The sequence below is a fragment of the Paludisphaera soli genome, from assembly GCF_011064595.1.
GTDB classification, from domain to species: domain Bacteria; phylum Planctomycetota; class Planctomycetia; order Isosphaerales; family Isosphaeraceae; genus Paludisphaera; species Paludisphaera soli.
Genome location: NZ_JAALJI010000025.1, coordinates 14,793 through 31,541, shown reverse-complemented (window position 1 = coordinate 31,541; position 16,749 = coordinate 14,793). Strand labels below are relative to the sequence as shown.

The 16,749-nt window shown below is 70.9% G+C and carries 11 protein-coding genes; 7 read left to right on the top strand and 4 right to left on the bottom strand.

The annotated features are described in order from the left end of the window. The first annotated feature begins 179 nt into the window (after positions 1–179). The gene (locus G6O68_RS24560; protein WP_165251303.1) at positions 180–1,838 is read left to right on the top strand and encodes a hypothetical protein; all 1,659 of its coding nucleotides are present in this window, start codon (positions 180–182) and stop codon (positions 1,836–1,838) included. 211 nt (positions 1,839–2,049) lie between these two features. Here G6O68_RS24560 and G6O68_RS24555 read toward each other — a convergent pair whose 3' ends face one another. Then, complete coding sequence (locus tag G6O68_RS24555; RefSeq protein ID WP_165251302.1) at positions 2,050–3,522, bottom strand: phytoene desaturase family protein; 1,473 nt, start codon at positions 3,520–3,522, stop codon at positions 2,050–2,052. A 181-nt stretch (positions 3,523–3,703) separates the two neighbouring features. Between G6O68_RS24555 and G6O68_RS24550 the strand changes: the two genes are divergently transcribed. After that, positions 3,704–4,885 (top strand): hypothetical protein, encoded by a 1,182-nt coding sequence (locus G6O68_RS24550; RefSeq protein WP_165251301.1) that lies wholly within the window; start codon positions 3,704–3,706, stop codon positions 4,883–4,885. A 94-nt stretch (positions 4,886–4,979) separates the two neighbouring features. After that, entirely contained in the window at positions 4,980–5,672 is a 693-nt protein-coding gene (locus G6O68_RS24545) for a hypothetical protein (RefSeq protein WP_165251300.1), read from the top strand. 139 nt (positions 5,673–5,811) lie between these two features. Here G6O68_RS24545 and G6O68_RS24540 read toward each other — a convergent pair whose 3' ends face one another. Together G6O68_RS24540 and G6O68_RS24535 are read right to left on the bottom strand one after the other, a co-directional pair. Then, on the bottom strand, positions 5,812–6,027 hold the full coding sequence (locus G6O68_RS24540; protein ID WP_165251299.1) for a hypothetical protein: 216 nt from the start codon (positions 6,025–6,027) through the stop codon (positions 5,812–5,814). 100 nt (positions 6,028–6,127) lie between these two features. After that, positions 6,128–9,103 carry a M61 family metallopeptidase gene (locus tag G6O68_RS24535; RefSeq protein WP_165251298.1) on the bottom strand — a complete coding sequence of 992 codons (2,976 nt, stop codon included), beginning with the start codon at positions 9,101–9,103 and terminating at the stop codon, positions 6,128–6,130. A gap of 272 nt (positions 9,104–9,375) precedes the next feature. Here G6O68_RS24535 and G6O68_RS24530 point away from each other — a divergent pair, with 272 nt between their 5' ends. From G6O68_RS24530 to G6O68_RS24515, 4 genes are all read left to right on the top strand, one after another. Then, positions 9,376–11,649: a M48 family metallopeptidase gene (locus G6O68_RS24530; RefSeq protein WP_165251297.1), complete on the top strand. Its 2,274-nt coding sequence runs from the start codon at positions 9,376–9,378 to the stop codon at positions 11,647–11,649. 30 nt (positions 11,650–11,679) lie between these two features. Then, positions 11,680–12,708 carry a Gfo/Idh/MocA family protein gene (locus tag G6O68_RS24525; protein WP_165251296.1) on the top strand — a complete coding sequence of 343 codons (1,029 nt, stop codon included), beginning with the start codon at positions 11,680–11,682 and terminating at the stop codon, positions 12,706–12,708. Between the two features lie 241 nt (positions 12,709–12,949). After that, a complete protein-coding gene (locus G6O68_RS24520; RefSeq protein ID WP_165251295.1) occupies positions 12,950–14,281 on the top strand; it encodes an MFS transporter in 1,332 nt (443 codons plus the stop codon). Between the two features lie 9 nt (positions 14,282–14,290). Then, on the top strand, positions 14,291–14,701 hold the full coding sequence (locus G6O68_RS24515; RefSeq protein ID WP_165251294.1) for a hypothetical protein: 411 nt from the start codon (positions 14,291–14,293) through the stop codon (positions 14,699–14,701). Between the two features lie 19 nt (positions 14,702–14,720). Here the strand turns inward: G6O68_RS24515 and G6O68_RS24510 are convergent, their stop codons facing one another. Next, positions 14,721–16,649: an ABC transporter ATP-binding protein gene (locus G6O68_RS24510; RefSeq protein ID WP_240911495.1), complete on the bottom strand. Its 1,929-nt coding sequence runs from the start codon at positions 16,647–16,649 to the stop codon at positions 14,721–14,723. Positions 16,650–16,749 lie beyond the last annotated feature (100 nt).

Sequence of the window (16,749 nt, the reverse complement as noted above, 5' to 3'; positions counted from 1 at the left end):
GATAGATGGGTTGGATTTTTGGCGTTGGCATGGCCCATCCATCTCGTGTTGAGCGATAGACGTCGATGAGAGCATTTTTCGGTCCGTCGTCGATCCGGGACGAACGAACTCGCGGGCGAACGCGTCCCGTCGCCCTCACGCGGCGTCGGGCGGAGATGGAGGTCCTCGAAGGGCGGCTGATGCTTTGCGCGTCGCCTTCGCCCTTGGCCTTGCCGGGCGTCGGCTCGCAGGCGCGGGAGGCCGTGATCCGGACCTATGAGACGCTTGTGAGCGAGTCGCCGAGCCTCGCCGAGCAGAACCGACTCCTCCGCATCGAAGCCAGGTCGGGCCAGAATGCGCTCGTGCCCGCCATCGTCGCCACGCCCGCCTTCTACAACAGGACCGCCAAGGGGGACCCTGTCGGCTATGTGACGTTGGCTGCGGCGACGCTCGACCAATTCCCCTCCCAGGCCGAGATCGATCGGCTGTCCGGGCGGATCCTCGTCCAAGGCGCCCGCCCCCAGGTCTTGAATCGCGTGGTGCTGAGCCTGAATCCCCCCGGATCGAAGTCGCCTCAGCCCGCCGGCCCGACCAATCCGTTGTACAGGTCCCTTCAGCAAGACGTCCTCATCAACGCCGACTACTATGGCGATACGCCGAGCATCCTCGGCGCATCGCTCGGGTTCACGAACATCCTGGGCGTCCCCGGGCTGGGCGTCAGCTCCACATACGGCCAGGCGCTGGCGCGCAGGGCCGGCGGGTCGTGGGAGACCCTGAGCAGTTCGTCCGCCGGCGCCGCCTCCTTGCGAGCCTACACGTCGGACGCCGCGGTGAGCGGCATCGCGACGAATTACGGCTACCCGGTGAAGTACACCGATGGCTTCCCGATCGAGTTCAGTTGGCCCGTACTCCCGAGTTCGGTCTCGGGCGACGACTTCCGCGTGGTGCTCAACACCGGCCAGGTGGTCACGCCGCTGGCGGCCTCGATCACGCCGAACTTCGAGTACAACGAGCGCAGTACGGTCGTGATCCTGGGCTATTTCGGCAACCGAATCGCCCCCGGGCGGCCGGGCGCGATCTATCCCGTGAAGCTGGAAGTCGCGCGATCACACGATCCGCTGAAGCTGGTCGGGCCGGGGGGCGTCGTGGTCTCGGCGGCGGGGCTCGCGTATGGAGACGGCAGCACGCCGATGACCGCCTACAACCCGGGATCGGGGCCGAAGCTGGTCGGGGCGAAGCTGAGCGTCATGTCGACCGCCGGTGAATCGGCTCCCGCAGCCTTCTCCGGCTCCCTCCCCAACGACGGCGTCTCGCTCTACGGCTCGGCCGCGCAGTACCGGCTGCGAGTCTTCACGAGCGGCGGCTTCTCGCCGGATGGGGTGCGATCGGTCTACCCGACGGACTTCTCGCGATTCTTCCGGATCGAGACCGTCGACGCCGACGGCGAGGTCCGATGGCTCACCCAGACGGGCGTCCCCTACCAGCTGCCGAGCGGCACGATCACGGTGGTGGGCCTGGCGGACCTGGGGCCGGTTCAAGCCAGTTACGACGACTCCTACGTCGAGGACCACGACAACCAGATCGACATCGTCCTCTCCGGCGACGAGGCGGCCATCGCCACGATCAAGGCCGTGCAGATCCCCGCGTCCGGGGCTTATTCCCCGTTCTACAACCCTGGCGGCCCGGGGAACGACCCGACGCCGGGCGTCGTCTACAGCCAACCGGGGCCGAGCCTGACCCAACCGGTGATCCAGGCGCTCGTCGATCCGATGACGGTCACCTACATCGCTCCTCGCGCGGCCGCCAAGTACGCACTTCACTCTCGTTCGGGGTCGCCAGGAACCGGAACATCCTCGTAGACGAGTGCAGCGGCGGCAGTGGCTTCCGACGAGGTTCCGTTCCCCCAGCGGCTGTTCACCGGCCGTTCGAGCGAATTCGCGACGAGTCCTGGGAGGCGGAGCTGATATGCGTTCCGTCTTTCTCGCTCGACCCCGCACGGGACGGGGCGATGAGAGGAGACGAGACGAGCAAGCGAGTGGACCGCGATTGATCTTGAGATCGCCGCGACTCTCACCGCCGGCCGGTCACGTCGTCGGCGATGATGCGGCTGCCGAGGCAGCAGGCGACGGTGCCGAGGCCGGGCCAGGTGCCGTCGCCGGCGAGCCAGACTCCGCGGACGCCCACGTCGTGGGGCACGGCCTTCTGGTTGGCGTTGGCCAGGCTCAGCTTCGCGCCGCCGACGGCCCCCCGGGGACGCCGCGTGAAGCGTTCGTAGGTCCGGGGCGTGGCGAACTCGCGGACCAGGGCGTCGCGCGTCAGGTCGGGATAGACGCGGCGGGCCAGGCCGATCAGCCGCTCGCCGGCCGCGTCCTTCTTCGCCTCGTACGCCTCGGGCGAGAGCCCCTCCCACGGCGCCAGCTCGCAGTGGGTGGAGATCACGACCGTGCGACAGCCTTCCGGGGCGCTCGCCAGGTCCCCCGCGCCGGAGACGGAGATGAACATGTTGTTGCCGTCGCCCAGGGGCTTGTCGTAGTCCTCCAGGACCAGGTGATGCTGGAAGACCTGGCCGGCGACCTCGGACTCCGGAACGCCCAGGTAGGCGACCACCGCCCCGCCCACCGCCTCGTCGTCGCGCCTGCGATAGGGTGCAACGGCCTCAGCCAGGCCCGGCGGGCCGATCCTCGCCGCGGCCGGGATCGGGACGGCCAGGACGACCCGCGCGGCCTCGACCGTCTCCTTGCGGGTGACGACACGGAAAGCCCCCTCCCGCCCCTCGACGCGCTCGACCGCGCGGCCGACGCGCAGCTCGCCGCCTAGCTCCCGATACCGCGCCGCGAGCCCCTGCCAGAACCCGCGCATGCCCCCCTTCGCCCGGCTCTGGCCGGCGCCCCAGATGGTCACGCCGAGGGCGGCGTTCACCAGCGGGGCGTCCTTCACCGTGCTGTGGACGGCGTTCTCGATCAGCATGCCGAGGATCGCCGTCAGCGGCTTGTCGTCCTCCAGCCCGGCCCGTTTGAGGGCGTCGGCCAGCGTCCAGTTCAGGTAGCGGGCCAGGCCGAGGTTCCGCAGCCCCAGCGACCGCACGGCCTGGATCGCGTCGGCCGGGCCCCGGATGGGGAGCCTCACGCCGCGACGGCTCGCCTGCCAGAAGGCCGACGCCAGGTGGTCCAGCAACGCCCAGAACTCGCGGTGCGCCGGGGTGTCGCCGAACGCCCGGGCGCGCTCGACGGCCCAGGCCGCCGGGTCGCGGTCCAGCGTGACCACGCGGTCGGGCATCCAGGCGACGTATCCCTGCAGTTCCTCGCGCTCCAGCGGCGGCGCGCCGATCTCCTCCAGCAGCTCGCCCCCCACGCCTCCGGGGCCGAAGTCGACGAGCGTCGTGGCGCCGACGTCGAACGAGAACCCCTTCCGGCGGTAGAACCCCGCGCACCCGCCGGGCTGGCCGTGGGCCTCCAGCACGACCGTCGAGAGCCCCCGCCGCTGCAACCGAGCCGCCGTTGCCACCCCGGCGATCCCCCCGCCGACGATCGCCGCGTCAAACATCCCCTGACTCCGAAGCCCCGAACCGGCCGCGACGCTCGCAGGCCGCGTCGTATTCTATGCGGGCGGGGAAATCGGCAAGGCCTTTCGTGGGCCCGCCGCCGCACGCCCCGTGATTCGACGGCCGGATCGTTGTACGATCGGCCCGGTTGCGACGCGATGACGGTCGGTGGGAGACTGGGACATGGCCTGGCGAATCGTGCTGGCGGCGGCCTTGCTGACGACGTGGAATCCCTCCTACGCCGAGGACGCGTTCTTCCCCCTGATGGCCTGGGGGCACTCGCCGAACGACCCGGCGGTGCTGAAGCGGATGAGCGAGTGCGGGATCACGGTGGCCGGGTTCGTCGAGCCGGCGGCGCTGGACGCCTGTCGGGACGCCGGCTTGAAGGCGATCGTCAGCGACGCCCGGACGGCCGGCTACGACTGGTCGAAGGTCGACCCGGCCGTCGCGCGGCCGAGGGTCGAGTCGCTGGTGAAGGAGGTGAGGGAGCACCCGGCGGTCTTCGGCTACCTGCTCCGCGACGAGCCCTCGGCGGCGGTTTTTCCGGGGCTGGCGGTGGTGGCGGACGCGATCCGGGAACTCCACCCCGGCGCCTGGCCGTACATCAACCTCCTCCCCAACTACGCCGACCCGGAGCAACTCGGGACGCCGGACTACGAGTCGCACCTGAAGGCGTTCGTCGAGGCCTGCCGCCCGCCGATCCTGAGCTACGACCACTACGCCCTGTTCGACGGCGGCGGGCTGCGAGCAGGCTACTTCGCCAACCTGGAGTCCATGCGTCGGGCCGGGCTGGAGCACCAGATCCCGTTCTGGAACATCGTGCTGACCACGGCCCACTTCCATTATCGCGAGTCGACCCCGGCGGACATCCGCTTCCAGGTCTACACCTCGCTGGCCTACGGGGCGCGCGGGATCGCCTACTTCACCTACTTCAGCCCGCCCATCGGCAACTTTCGGATGGGCCCGATCGACCAGTTCGGGAACGAGACGCCGACCTGGGGGATGCTCCGGAACGTCAACCTCCAGGTCGCCCGCCTGGCCCCGACGCTCCTGAAGCTGCGCTCCGATTCCGTCTACCACTTCGGCGAGGTTCCGGCCGGCGCGAAGGCACCCGACGAAGCTTCCCTGGTCGAGTCGATCGAGGGCCCGATGCTCGTCGGCGACTTCACCCACGAGGACGGCACGCGCTACGTCCTGATCGTGGACAAGAGCTTCACCGCATCGACCCCGTGCCAGCCGAAATTCCGCACCCCGCCTTCGAAGGTGGAGCGCGTCTCGCCCTACGACGGCGCCCTGCAACCTTACGGCGGCGAGGACATCTGGCTCGCCCCGGGCCAGGGGGTGCTGCTGCGGCTGACCCTCTGATCGAGAGCCGTGAACTTGGCAGCCCCTCTGAGGTCGAGCCCTCCGGACCAGGGTAGCAATTCTCATGGCCGACGATTTCGGAAGGTACGAGTCGATGCGAGCCGGAGGTGCCTCGCCGCAGGCCGTCTCCCGGGAGGCCCGGCGTGAAGGGCTCGACGCGATAGCCCGCATCCGACTCCTGCGGTCGGTCTACGCGATGCCTTTTCGCGAGGCGGTCGAGCTTGATGCGTTGGCCGCGGCTGAGGAGGCAGCCATCTTGGCGGCCGGCCTGGAACGGCGTCATGTCGCATCGCACACCCCGACCGCCGTGTTGACGAGGGAGCTTGACGATTCCGACTTCCGGCCGATGAGCGAGTTCCCCTGGGCCTGGATGTGGACCGATCCGAGGTGGAACGTGATCCCGCCGGAGCGATTGTCGAGGATCCGCCCCCTGGCCGAATCGCGCGCGATCCCGCTGCACGACCGGGCCCTGGCGTTCTTCCACGCGCTTCACCTGCGCAGCGACCTGTTCTCGCAGATCGCGAGGTGCGACGATCCAGGCGACGATCGGTCGGAGGCGGCCAAGGGCTGGCTGCGGGGCTTGCCCCCGGCCGAGGAAGAGGCGGTGATCGTCCACTTCGGCCGGGAGGGCGTCGTCCTCACGGATTGGGCGACGGTCTGCGACTACTGGGACGATCTCAACTACGCGACGCCTCATCTAATCGCGTGGCCGATCTCCGAGGAGTGGACCCTGCATCACCACGACGATCGCCTGACCTTCGGGATGCGAGCCGGGCTGGAATCGTAGCCTCGACGATCGGGCGGACTGCCCCCGCGTGATCCGCAGCCGGCCCCAAGGAGCGGCGTGTCTACGGGGATCGCAGGCGAACCCGCGACCGACCGCCTCGGTCCGTCCGTCGAGGCCGACACATTCGCTCGCGACCGACTCAGTCGTCGAATCGCCGCTCCTGGCGGGTGCGCTCGCCGAGGTGGCGGCGGGGGTTGCCGCACATCCAGCAGGAGCAGGGCTTGCGGTCGACCGCGTAGGCGAGAGCCACGCGAGGGGGATCCAGGGAGAGGCCGAGCAGCCGGACGAGCCGGACGGCCCGGGCCTTGGCCCTCTGCCACTGTTGACGGCGATAGGCGCGGCCTCGTTCGATCATCGTCGACCCTCCTTTTAGCCTGTGCTGTAAAGGAGACATAGCCCCGGAACGCCCGATCGGCAAGGCCGGGAGGCGGGCGACCGGGGCGAGGGCGCCGGATTTATGGCTTGCGTCGGAGTCGCGAGTCCTGACGCACGGTCCAGGTCTGAGGTTCGCCATCCTCGGGGGTGAACGCGATCGCGGCCTCGTAGCCGTCGTCGGTGCGGGTCAGCGTCGCGGCGGGGACGCCGGCGGGAGACGCGGGGAGGTCCAGCGGGTCGAGGCGGTCGGACCAGGCGCCGTTGTTCCGCTTGTAGGCGTTCTGGGCGTGGTAGACCTGCATCAGCCGCCGGCGGACGGGCTCGGCCGGGTCGGGGCGGAAGGCGACGGGCTCGCCGCCGGGCTCGGACTTCGCGAACTGGACGTAGCCCCAGGTCTCGGGCCGGTGCATGTCGACCACCCCCTGCGGCGACCAGACCCAGTTGGCCTCGGGCGTCTTGGGGACCTTCCTGTACTGGCCGTCGACGACCTCGTGGAGCCACTCGACGCGCGAGAAGTTCACGCGCCACTGGTCGCCGTCGGCCGGGGGCGCGGGGCGGTTGGCGTGCTCGGCCAGGACCTTCCAAGGGAAGGCCAGCTCCACGGTCCACGACTCGTCGGCGTCGGCCGGCGCGTTGAGGGTCCCCTGCACCGCCACGCCGGTCTTCAGGCCGGGGATCTCCCACGAGTTGTCGGCCGGGCCGCCGTCGCGATAGGGCTTGGGGAGGAACAGGTCCCAGCCGGTGTTCAGGGCGTTGATCTCGAACTCGTAATACTCGTGGTTGTCGCCGTCGGGGTCGAGGAAGACCTCGAAGTCGTTGTCGTGGAAGATGACCGCGTCGTGGTCGGTCAGGGTCCCCCAGACGTGGGGCTCGTCGAGCTTCGCGGCGATGTAGAAGAACTCGTCGTCCCAGAGCATCCTGGCGCGGGTCGCGAACCGAGGGGCCGGCTTGCGGTCCCCCTCGATGTCGACGAAGAGGTCGGTCCAGGGGGCGTCCTTCCAGGCCTCGTCGTCGAGCTTGCCGTCGACGACGATCGGCCCGGGCGCGCGGTAGGCGACGTAGCCCTTCGGATGCTCCGGGCCGGGCGCGGGGGCGGCCTTGACTTCGCCGGCCGTCGCCTCGGGCTTGGCCTCGGCGGTCCTGTCGCGGGGCTTGAGGATCTCGCCGAGGAGGTCCGGCTTCGACTCGTCGCGGACGAGGGCCAGGTTCTTGACGCCGTCGCGGTAGGCCAGCGAGAGGGGCTTGAGGCGGCCGCCTTCGGTCAGCAGCAGCTCCACTTTGCCGCGTTCGACGCTCTCGGTCAGGGCGTCGCGCAGGGCGTCGGGGCTGAAGAGGCGGTCGTTGATCGCGACGACCTTCCGGCCCTTGACGAGTCCCGCCTTCTCGGCGAGCGAGTCGATGGCGACGTCGACGATCGTGCCGTCGTCGCCGAACGTCAGCCCGAGCGAGTGCCGGGCCGACGCCCCGCCCCCGCCGCCGCGACGCCCGCGCGAGGTCGCCTGCGGCCCCGCGCCGAACTCCAGGCGATAGCCCAGCCTGGCCGCGAAGTCCAGCGGCAGCGATTCCAGCGGCTTCGTCACGCGGTCTTCCAGGAACGTCTTCCAGTCGTGCTCGGCCACGCCGTTCAGGGCCGCGACGACGTCCTCGAAGGTGTACGGGTCGACCTTCTCGGGCTTCGTCGGGCCGCCGAGGAACGCCTTGCAGAAGTCGTCGAGCGACCTCGCGCCGGCGGTCTTCTCGCGGATCATGGCGTCGATCTCCATCCAGATCAGGGCCCCCTCCAGGTAGTAGTCCTGGCTGCGGCGGAGGACGTTCCAGTTGGGGCTCGGGGCGCGGAGGAACGACGTGGCGGCGGCCGTGTCGTCGAGCGGACGCCAGCGCCGGCCGGCCTGGAACATGAGCCCCTCGATCTGGGCCGTGAGCGTCTTCTTGTAGTCGTCCGGGCTCACCAGCCCCGAGCGGACCATGAGGACCTCGCCCAGGTACTCGGTCAGCCCCTCGTAGACCCAGAGGAGCCGCGTGGCCATCGGCTGGTGGTAGCTCTGCGTCGCCATGCCGGCGGGGAGGCGGTACTTGCCGCACCAGGAGTGGACGTACTCGTGCGGGAGCAGGTTCGCCACCCATCCCACGCGCCGGGCGTCGTCGATCAGGTCGCGCTCCTTGACGCCGTTGATGCTCGACGCCAGGTGCTCCAGGCCCAGGTAGCCCAGCTCGTCGCTCAGGGTGGTCAGGAACTGGAAGTCGTCATAGTGGAACGAGCCGAACAGGGCCCCGGCCTCGCGGACCACGCGGGAGTACTTGCCGATGGTTTCCGGCGACAGCTCCAGCGCCTCGGGGTTCTCGGACGTGACGTGGAAGAACGCCGGGGGGTACGGCCCGACGTCGAGCTTCGTCGTCTTGAGGTGCGTCCCGCCGATCAGGGGGGAGTCGATCAGTTCGACGAGCGAGACGGGCTCGAAGCGGACCAGACCGCCCTCGTTCGATTTCGCCTTCAGGGCCGTGGCGTGCTTCCAGCCCTCCGGGAGCCGGGCCGAGAGGGCGACGATGGTCTCGGCGGCGGTCGCGCCTTCGGGGTAGAGGATGCAGGTGGACCAGTTGACGACGCCGACCTTGTCGTTGCCGAAGGTCAGGTGGCCGCTGGCCTCGACGGTGGCCTCGTTGCAGATCGTGTCGAGCGCGACGCGGACCCGGGAGGCGCCCTCGGGGACCTGGCAGATGATCCGGTAGAGTTCCAGGTCGTCGCGGCGCCAGGGGACGACCGCGCCGTCGGGGGTGGTGATCCGCAGGCCGGCGACGGCCTCGTTGGCGCCGCAGGGGGCGTGCGTGCCGGGGATCCACTTGGGATGCCAGAGGGCCAGCTCGGCGCCCGGCGTGCAGGGCACGTCGAGCGTCGCGTGGACGATCCGTTTCGGCAGGTCGCGCAGGTCGACCTCGGCCGTCATCGACGGCTCGCCGGCCCGCGCGGCGGCCGGAGACCAGGCCGAGACCGCCGCCAGCAGCATCGCCGTGGCCCATCGCCGGGCCGATCCGAGGGAGAGAGAAACGCTCAAGGACATGAACCGCTCCGTGCATGAGGCGTCGAGGCCCGCGCCCTGGCGCGCGGGGACGCTTCATCGTAGGAGAATCCCCGCCGGGTTGAGAACGGGGCGGCCGATTTTGCGGCGTAACGCCTCGCGGCTGCCGGCCCGAATGGGGATGATCGTAAGAACATGGCCGAATCCATCATTGAGTCGACCGCTCCGGCCCGGTAATCTGTCGTCGCGGTGCGTCGCGACGGCGTCGGGGAGGCGACGGCGCGGGCGCCCCGGGCCGAGGGGGCGGACCTGCGATGAGCGAGACGGAGCCTGATCGTCCGGAATTCCACGGGGGCGTCGCGACCGCGGCGTCCTCCCCCGAGGCGGGCGTGACCGACGCCGGCCGCGTCTTCACCCCCGAGGAGGTCCGCGCCGCGTTCCGGGGGGCGATCCCCCCCAAGAAATTGCCGGCCTCGTACCGGGTCTGGGCGCTGATCGTGGCCTGCGTGATGGTGGCCCTGCCGCTGATCTACGTGGGGATCGTGACGGCGGCCGGCTACGCGATGTACTGGCACGCCACACACAACCACGTCGTCTTCCAGACCATGCGCGGCAAGGCGGCGGCGCTCTCCTACTTCGGCCCGCTGCTGGTCCTGGGGATCGTCGTCCTCTTCCTGGCCAAGCCACTGTTCGCCCGCCGGGGGAGGTCGGCGGCGGGGATGTCGGTCACGCGGGAGGAGGAGCCGGCGCTCTTCGCGCTGGTGGACGGCGTCTGCGAGGCGGTGGGCTCGCCCCGGCCGGTCCGGGTCGACGTGGACTGCCGGGTGAACGCGTCGGCCGGGGCGGAGCACGGCCTGGTCTCGCTGCTGCGGAGGAGGCTGGTCCTGACGGTCGGGCTGCCGCTGGTCGCGGCGACCGAGGCCGACCAGTTCGCGGGCGTGCTGGCGCACGAGTTCGGCCACTTCGCGCAGTCGGCGGGCATGGGGCTGACGTACGTGGTCAACTCGGTCAACCACTGGTTCGCCCGGGTCGTCTACGAGCGGGACGCCTGGGACGAGAGCCTGAACGAGTGGGCGACCGCGGGGAACCTCTACTCGATGCTGCTGGTGAACCTGGCCCGGCTGATGGTCTGGGCCTCGCGGCGGGTCCTGTGGGTCCTGATGCAGGTGGGCCACGCGGCGAGCTGCACGATGTCGCGGCAGATGGAGTTCGACGCCGACCGCTGCCAGGCGATGCTGGCCGGCTCGCCGATCGTGGCGTCGACCATGCGGAGGATCCGGGCCGCCGCGATGGCCGAGGGGGGCGCCATGAGCGACGTCTCCGAAAGCTGGAAGGACGGCAAGCTCCCCGACGACCTGCCCCGGCTGATCGAGGCCAACGTCCCCCAGATTCCGCCGGCGGCGCTGCGGGCGATGGACGAGTCGCTCGCGGCCGAGAAGACGGGGGTCTTCGACACCCACCCCGCCGACAAGGACCGGATCGCGGCCGCCTCGCGGCTGGACGCCCCGGGCGTGTTCCACCTGGAAGGGCCGGCGACCGGCCTCTTCCGCGACTTCGAGGCCGTCTCCCGCGCGGCGACGGCCGAGCACTACCGCGGCCTGCTGGGGGGGCCGGTCGAGCCCGGCCGGCTCGTCCCCTACCGCGAGGTCGTGCGCGGGGTCGAGGACCGGCAGGCCGACTACCAGGCCTTCAACCGGGTCTATCCCGGCACGATGGTCTTCCACCGCCCCATCCCGATCCCGGAGGCCCTGCCGCCGACGCCCGACGACGTCGACGCGGCGAGGGCCGAGCTGGAGCGGATCCGCGCCGAGCAGGCCGCGACCCGCGCCGAGCACGATGCCCGCGCCGAGGCCGACCGCGAGGGCTTCGCCGCCCGCGCGAAGGCCCAGGCGGCGGCCGTGCTGATGAACGCCGGCTATCGGCTCCGGCCGGCCGCCTTCGGCATCGAGGCCGCCACGCTCGACGCGTCGCGGTCGGCGCTCGAAGCCGCCGAGGCGGCCGGACGCGAGCGGACGCCGGCCCTCGACCGCTTCGACGGGCTGTGCACCCGCCGCATGGCCGTGGCGCTCGGGCTGCTCGGCCGGGACGACGTGGCCGGGGCGATCGAGGGGGGCGAGGCGGCCCGCGCCGAGGTGGTCGCCCTGCTCCCCGCCGCCTCCGCGCTCGCGGGCCCGTCCTGGCGGGCGCTGGCCAAGGCCCTCCAGGCGCGAGCCGTACTCTTCTCGGTCCTGGGCGAATACCAGGGGAACGAGAGCGACGAGAAGCTCCGCAAGGCGATCTTCGAGGCCGCCTCGGACCTGCACGGCCGCCTCGTCGGCCTGAGCGCGGCGCTCGGCGGGACGCCGTACCCGTTCGACCGCGGCGGCCAGGGGAAGACGCTCGTCGACATGGCCGTGCCGGCCGTGCCGGACGAGGACGACGTCGGCCCCTTGCTGCAGGCGGCCGAGCACGCGAGCGAGCGGCTGGTGTCGGTGTACGTGCGCTGCCTGGGCCGGCTCTCGGCGGTGGTGGAGCGAGTGGAGGCTCATCTGGGGCTCCCGGCGCTGGCCTTCGATGACGAATCCGGGGATAATCGCGCCCTCGGATGAGTTCGTCTGGTTCGGTCCAAAGGAAGCATCATGAACGTTCGGATCGCCTCGTCGGTCGCGCTGTGCCTCTCGTTCCTCGCCGCGTCGGCGACCGTCGCGCAGGAGGAAGCCCCGGCGGAGAAGCCGCTGCGGGCGGGGATCATCGGCCTCGACACCTCGCACGTCGTCGCCTTCACCAAGCTGTTGAACGACCCCAAGGCGCCGCCCGAGGTCGCCGGCGTGAGCGTCGTCGCGGCCTATCCCGGCGGCAGCCCGGACGTGCCTTCCAGCATCAATCGCGTGCCGGAGTACACGAAGACGCTGAAGGAGACCTACGGGGTCGAGATCGTCGACTCGATCGAGGCCCTGCTGGAGAAGGTCGACGTCGTGCTGCTGGAGAGCGTCGACGGCCGGCCCCACCTGGAGCAGGCGAGGCCGGTCTTCGCGGCCCGCAAGCCGATGTTCATCGACAAGCCGGTCGCCGGCAGCCTGGCCGACGCGATCGCGATCTACGAGCTGGCGCGGGAGACGGGCACGCCGGTCTTCTCCAGCTCGGCGCTGCGGTTCGGCCCCGGCATCGCCGCCATGCGGGCGGGCAAGCTGGGCGCGGTGGCCGGCTGCGACGCCTACGGCCCGTGCGAGCTGGAGGAGCACCACCCCGACCTGTTCTGGTACGGGATCCACGGCGTTGAGAGGCTTTACACGATCATGGGCGTGGGCTGCGACACGGTCGCCCGGTCGTCGACCGAGGGCTCCGATGTGGCCGTCGGCGTCTGGAAGGACGGCCGGATCGGCACCTTCCGCGGCATCCGCGCCGGTGCCCCGCACGACTTCGGCGCGACGGTGTTCGGCGCCAAGGGGATCGGCCCCAGCGGCGGCTACGCCGGCTACGCGCCGCTCGTCGCCGAGATCGTCAAGTTCTTCAGGACCGGCCAGGCCCCCGTCGCCCCGGAGGAGACGCTGGAGATCTTCGCCTTCATGGAGGCCGCCGACGAGAGCAAGCGCCAGGAAGGCCGCCCGGTGACCATCGAGAGCGTCATCGCCAAGGCCCGCGCCGAGGTGGCCTCGCGCGGCAAGTGAGGCGGGCCTGAGCGAAGTTGGAGACCCAGGCGGGCCGTCGCAATCGTCCTTCCCCCCTGGTGGGGGTAGGTGGCCGAAGGCCGGATGAGGGGGAGACGAGCACGAACACCGTCGCCCTCCCGTCACGTCCGCCTTGATGGTCCCCCTCATCCGGCCCTGCGGGCCACCTCCCCCCACCAGGGGGAAGGGGTGGAGCGAGGACGTTCGTCGATGAAACAGATTATGAGGAGCCCCTGATCCGATGATGGATACCCACGAGGCTCCGACGCGCGTACGGTTCGGCGTGCTGGCGTTCCTGGCGGCGATGACGTTCGTGCTGTACCTGGACCGGGTCTGCATCGGCCAGGCCGCGCCGGCGATGCAGGAGGAGCTGGGGATCTCGGACACGCGGATGGGCTGGGTGTTCTCGGCCTTCAGCCTGTCTTACGTCCTGTTCGAAGTCCCGACGGGGCGCTGGGGCGACCGCTACGGCTCGCGCGGGGTGCTGACGCGGATCGTGGTCTGGTGGTCGGTCTTCACGGCCTTGACGGGCGTGGCGGGCGGCTTGATGACCCTGCTGGCGGTGCGCTTCCTGTTCGGGGCGGGCGAGGCCGGGGCCCTGCCCAACTCGGCGAGGGTGCTGCGGGTCTGGTTCTCCGACGCCGACCGGGGCCGGGCTCAGGGGATCGTGGCGACTTCGATGATGCTCGGCGGGACCTTCGCGCCGGTGGTCAGCCAGCGGCTCATCGACCAACTCGGCTGGCGGGGGACGTTCTGGGCCTTCGGCCTGGTCGGCCTGGCCTGGGCGGCGGCCTTTTACTGGTGGTTCCGGGACGATCCCGGTTCGCACCCGGCGGCGAACGAGGCCGAGCGTCGCCTGATCGCCGAGGGGCGGAAGGGCGAGGACGTCTCGACGACCCACGCGCCGATCCCCTGGCCGCTCGTCTTCCGCTCGCCCGACGTCTGGCTGCTGGGGCTGGCGATGGTCACGATGGCGGGGATCTACAACCTCTTGATCTCGTGGTATCCCAAGTACCTCCAGCAGGCGCGCGGGGTCTCGGCGGGGGATTCGGCGTGGTACTCCAGCCTCGTGCTGGGGGCGGGGGCCGTGGGCTGCCTGCTGGGCGGCTGGCTGACCGACCGCCTGACGCGCGGGCCCGCCGGCCGCCGCTGGGGGCGGACGCTCCAGGCCGTTCTGGGCGCGGCGCTCGCCGCCGGGGCGCTGGCGGGGAGCCTCTCGGTCGACTCGCCGAGGCTCTCGGCCTGGCTCGTGGCCCTGGCGCTGTTCGGCGTGCAGGTCCAGGTCCCCGCCTGGTGGGCGGCCGCCACGCAGGTCAGCGGCCGGCACGTCGGCGCGCTGTTCGGACTCATGAACATGATCGGGAACGTCGGCGGGATCATCTCCCCCACGTTCCTGGGCTGGTTCGTCGACTCCATGAAGGCCGCCGGCCGCAGCGGCCGAGCCCAGTGGGACCCCGGCTTCTGGATTTACGTCGGCGTGGCCCTCGTCGGGATGGTCCTGTGGCTGCTCATCGACCCGCGACGGGCGGTCGAGCCCAAGCCCAAGCCCGAGGTCGAGGCCGATTTCGCATGAGGTCCGCCCATGTCGGCATCGAGTCGGCGCGCCTGGCGGGGCCTCGGGGCTGCGACCATCCTCGTCGCCGCGGCCCTGCTGACGGCGCCCTGGATCTCGGCGACGTCCTGGCTGTTCGACGGGCCCGATCGGAGATTCCGCGGGCTTTCCCGGGTCGCATCCCTCGGCCTGTCGCTCCTGCTCGCGATCGAGGCGGGCCGGCTCGCGATCGCACGCCTCCGGGGAGGGCGGCGGGCCGATCGCGCGGCCGGCCTCGTGCTGGCGGCCGGGGCGGCCGGCCTCCTCGCCGTGCACCTGAGGATTCACGGCGAGGAGTTCCGGGAGGCTTCGTCGTGGGCCCTGGCGGCGTGCGCGGGGTTCTTCGGCCTACTCTGGGCCGCCTCGATCCTGGCCCCGGCGAGCCGGCGGCCCGAAGGATGAACCGCCGACAGGCTCACCGCTACCCGCCGAGGCTCTGCAGCTCGACCATGTCGCGGTAGGGGCCGGCGGCGGCCATGAGGTCCTCGTGGGCTCCGGCCTCGACGACGACGCCGTCCTCCAGGACGAGGATGCGGTCGGCGCTCTTGATGGTGCTGAGGCGGTGGGCGATGACGAACGAGGTCCGGCCCTTCAGCAGGCGCGCCAGGCTCTGCTGGATGAGGCGTTCGCTCTCGCTGTCGAGGTTGCTGGTGGCCTCGTCCAGGATGAAGATCCGGGGGTCGGCCAGGATGGCGCGGGCGATCGCGAGCCGCTGGCGCTGGCCGCCGCTGAGGCGGACGCCGCGCTCGCCGATGAAGGTGTCGTAGCCGTCGGGGAGGCGTTCGATGAACTCGGCGGCGTTGGCGGCCTCGGCGGCCTCGATGATCCTCGCCATCGAGGCGGAGCGGTCGCCGTAGCTGATGTTCTCGGCGATGGAGCCGTCGAACAGGAAGACGTCCTGCTCGACCACGCCCAGCAGCCGGCGGTAGCTCTCCACGTCGTACTCCGGCAGCGGCACGCCGTCGAGCCGGACGGTACCCGAGGTGGGGTCGTAGAACCGCGCGACGAGGTTGCAGAGCGTGGTCTTGCCCGACCCGCTGCGGCCCACCAGGGCGATCGTCTCCCCCGGCTCCACGTCCAGGTCCACGTCGCGGAGGACCAGGCGGTCGGAGTTGGGGTAGGCGAACGAGACGTCCTGCAGGGTGATCCGGCCTTCGATGCGGGCCTTCTCGACCTTGCGGGTGCCGGGGCGGTCGGCCATCTCGCGAGGCTCGGCCAGCAGGTCGAGCACCCGGTCGAAGCCGGAGAGCTGGTTCTGGAACTGGGTGACGCTCGTCGCCAGGACGGCCATCGGCTCCAGCAGCATGGTCAGGTAGACCAGGAACATCATCATGTCGCCCAGTGAGAGCTTGCCCGCCAGGACCTGCGTCCCGCCGTAGTACAGCAGGCCCACCGAAGCCAGCGGCACCAGCAGCTCCCAGACCAGCTCCACCACCCGCGAGACCCACCAGACGAACAGCTCCAGGCGGGCCATCAGGTGGTTCTCGATCATGAACCGGGTCGACTCGGACTTCTGGCGGCCGAAGGCCCGGACGACCCGCATGCCGCCGAAGACCTCGGTGGCCTCGGAATCGATCTGCTGGCGCTTCTTGCGGACCTCGCGGTAGATCGGCCGGATCCGGCGGTTCCAGAAGCGGTCCGACAGGTAGAGCCCCGGCAGCAGGACCAGGGCCCCGGAGAGGAGCCGCCAGTCCACCCAGGCCAGCACGATCAGGCCGCCAATGAACTGGACCACGGCGCGCCAGGGGTTGTAGATCATGCTGAAGAGCAGCTCGCCGACCCCCCCCGCGTCCTCGCGCAGGAGGCTCGACGCCCCGCCCGACTTCAGGGCGTAGACCCGGTGCAGCGGCAGCCGCATGGCGTGGTCGTAGACCTTGCGGCGGACGTCGATCTGGACCCGCTTGGTCGTCTTGGTGGCGATCCAGCGGCTCCAGAGGCTGGCGGCCGTGGCCAGCAGCGTCACCGCCGCCACGGCGGCGACCAGCAGCTGCAGCCGGACCCGGGGCGATTCCGGGATCGTCACGGGGGACGACCGGACGATCGCCTCGGGGATCGGGTTCCCCAGCAGGACGTAGTCGATCGCGGCCTTGGTGGCGGCCGGCGGCACGAGCTTGAGCACCGTGGCGAACGAGAGCATCAGGAGCGCCAGTCCGATCGCGGCGCGGCGGCCCTTCAAGATCCCGTACAGCTCGCGATAAAGCTCGGCCAGCGAGCGGTGCCGCAGGGCCGGGTGATTGCGGTTCCGGTCGTCGAGCGGGGCGTCCTGGGGCTTGCGCCTCAGGGCCTCGCGCTGGGAGCGGAGGAACGACCGGAATCCCCGGCGGCTGCCGGGCCAGTGGTGGTGGGACAACTTCGGTGGCTTCCTTATCCTGTCGGGGCGCCGCGGCGCGTTGATCCTGGGCGGGTCCGGGGGCGATACTGGCCCTTCCGCTCTTATTGTAGGAACCGGA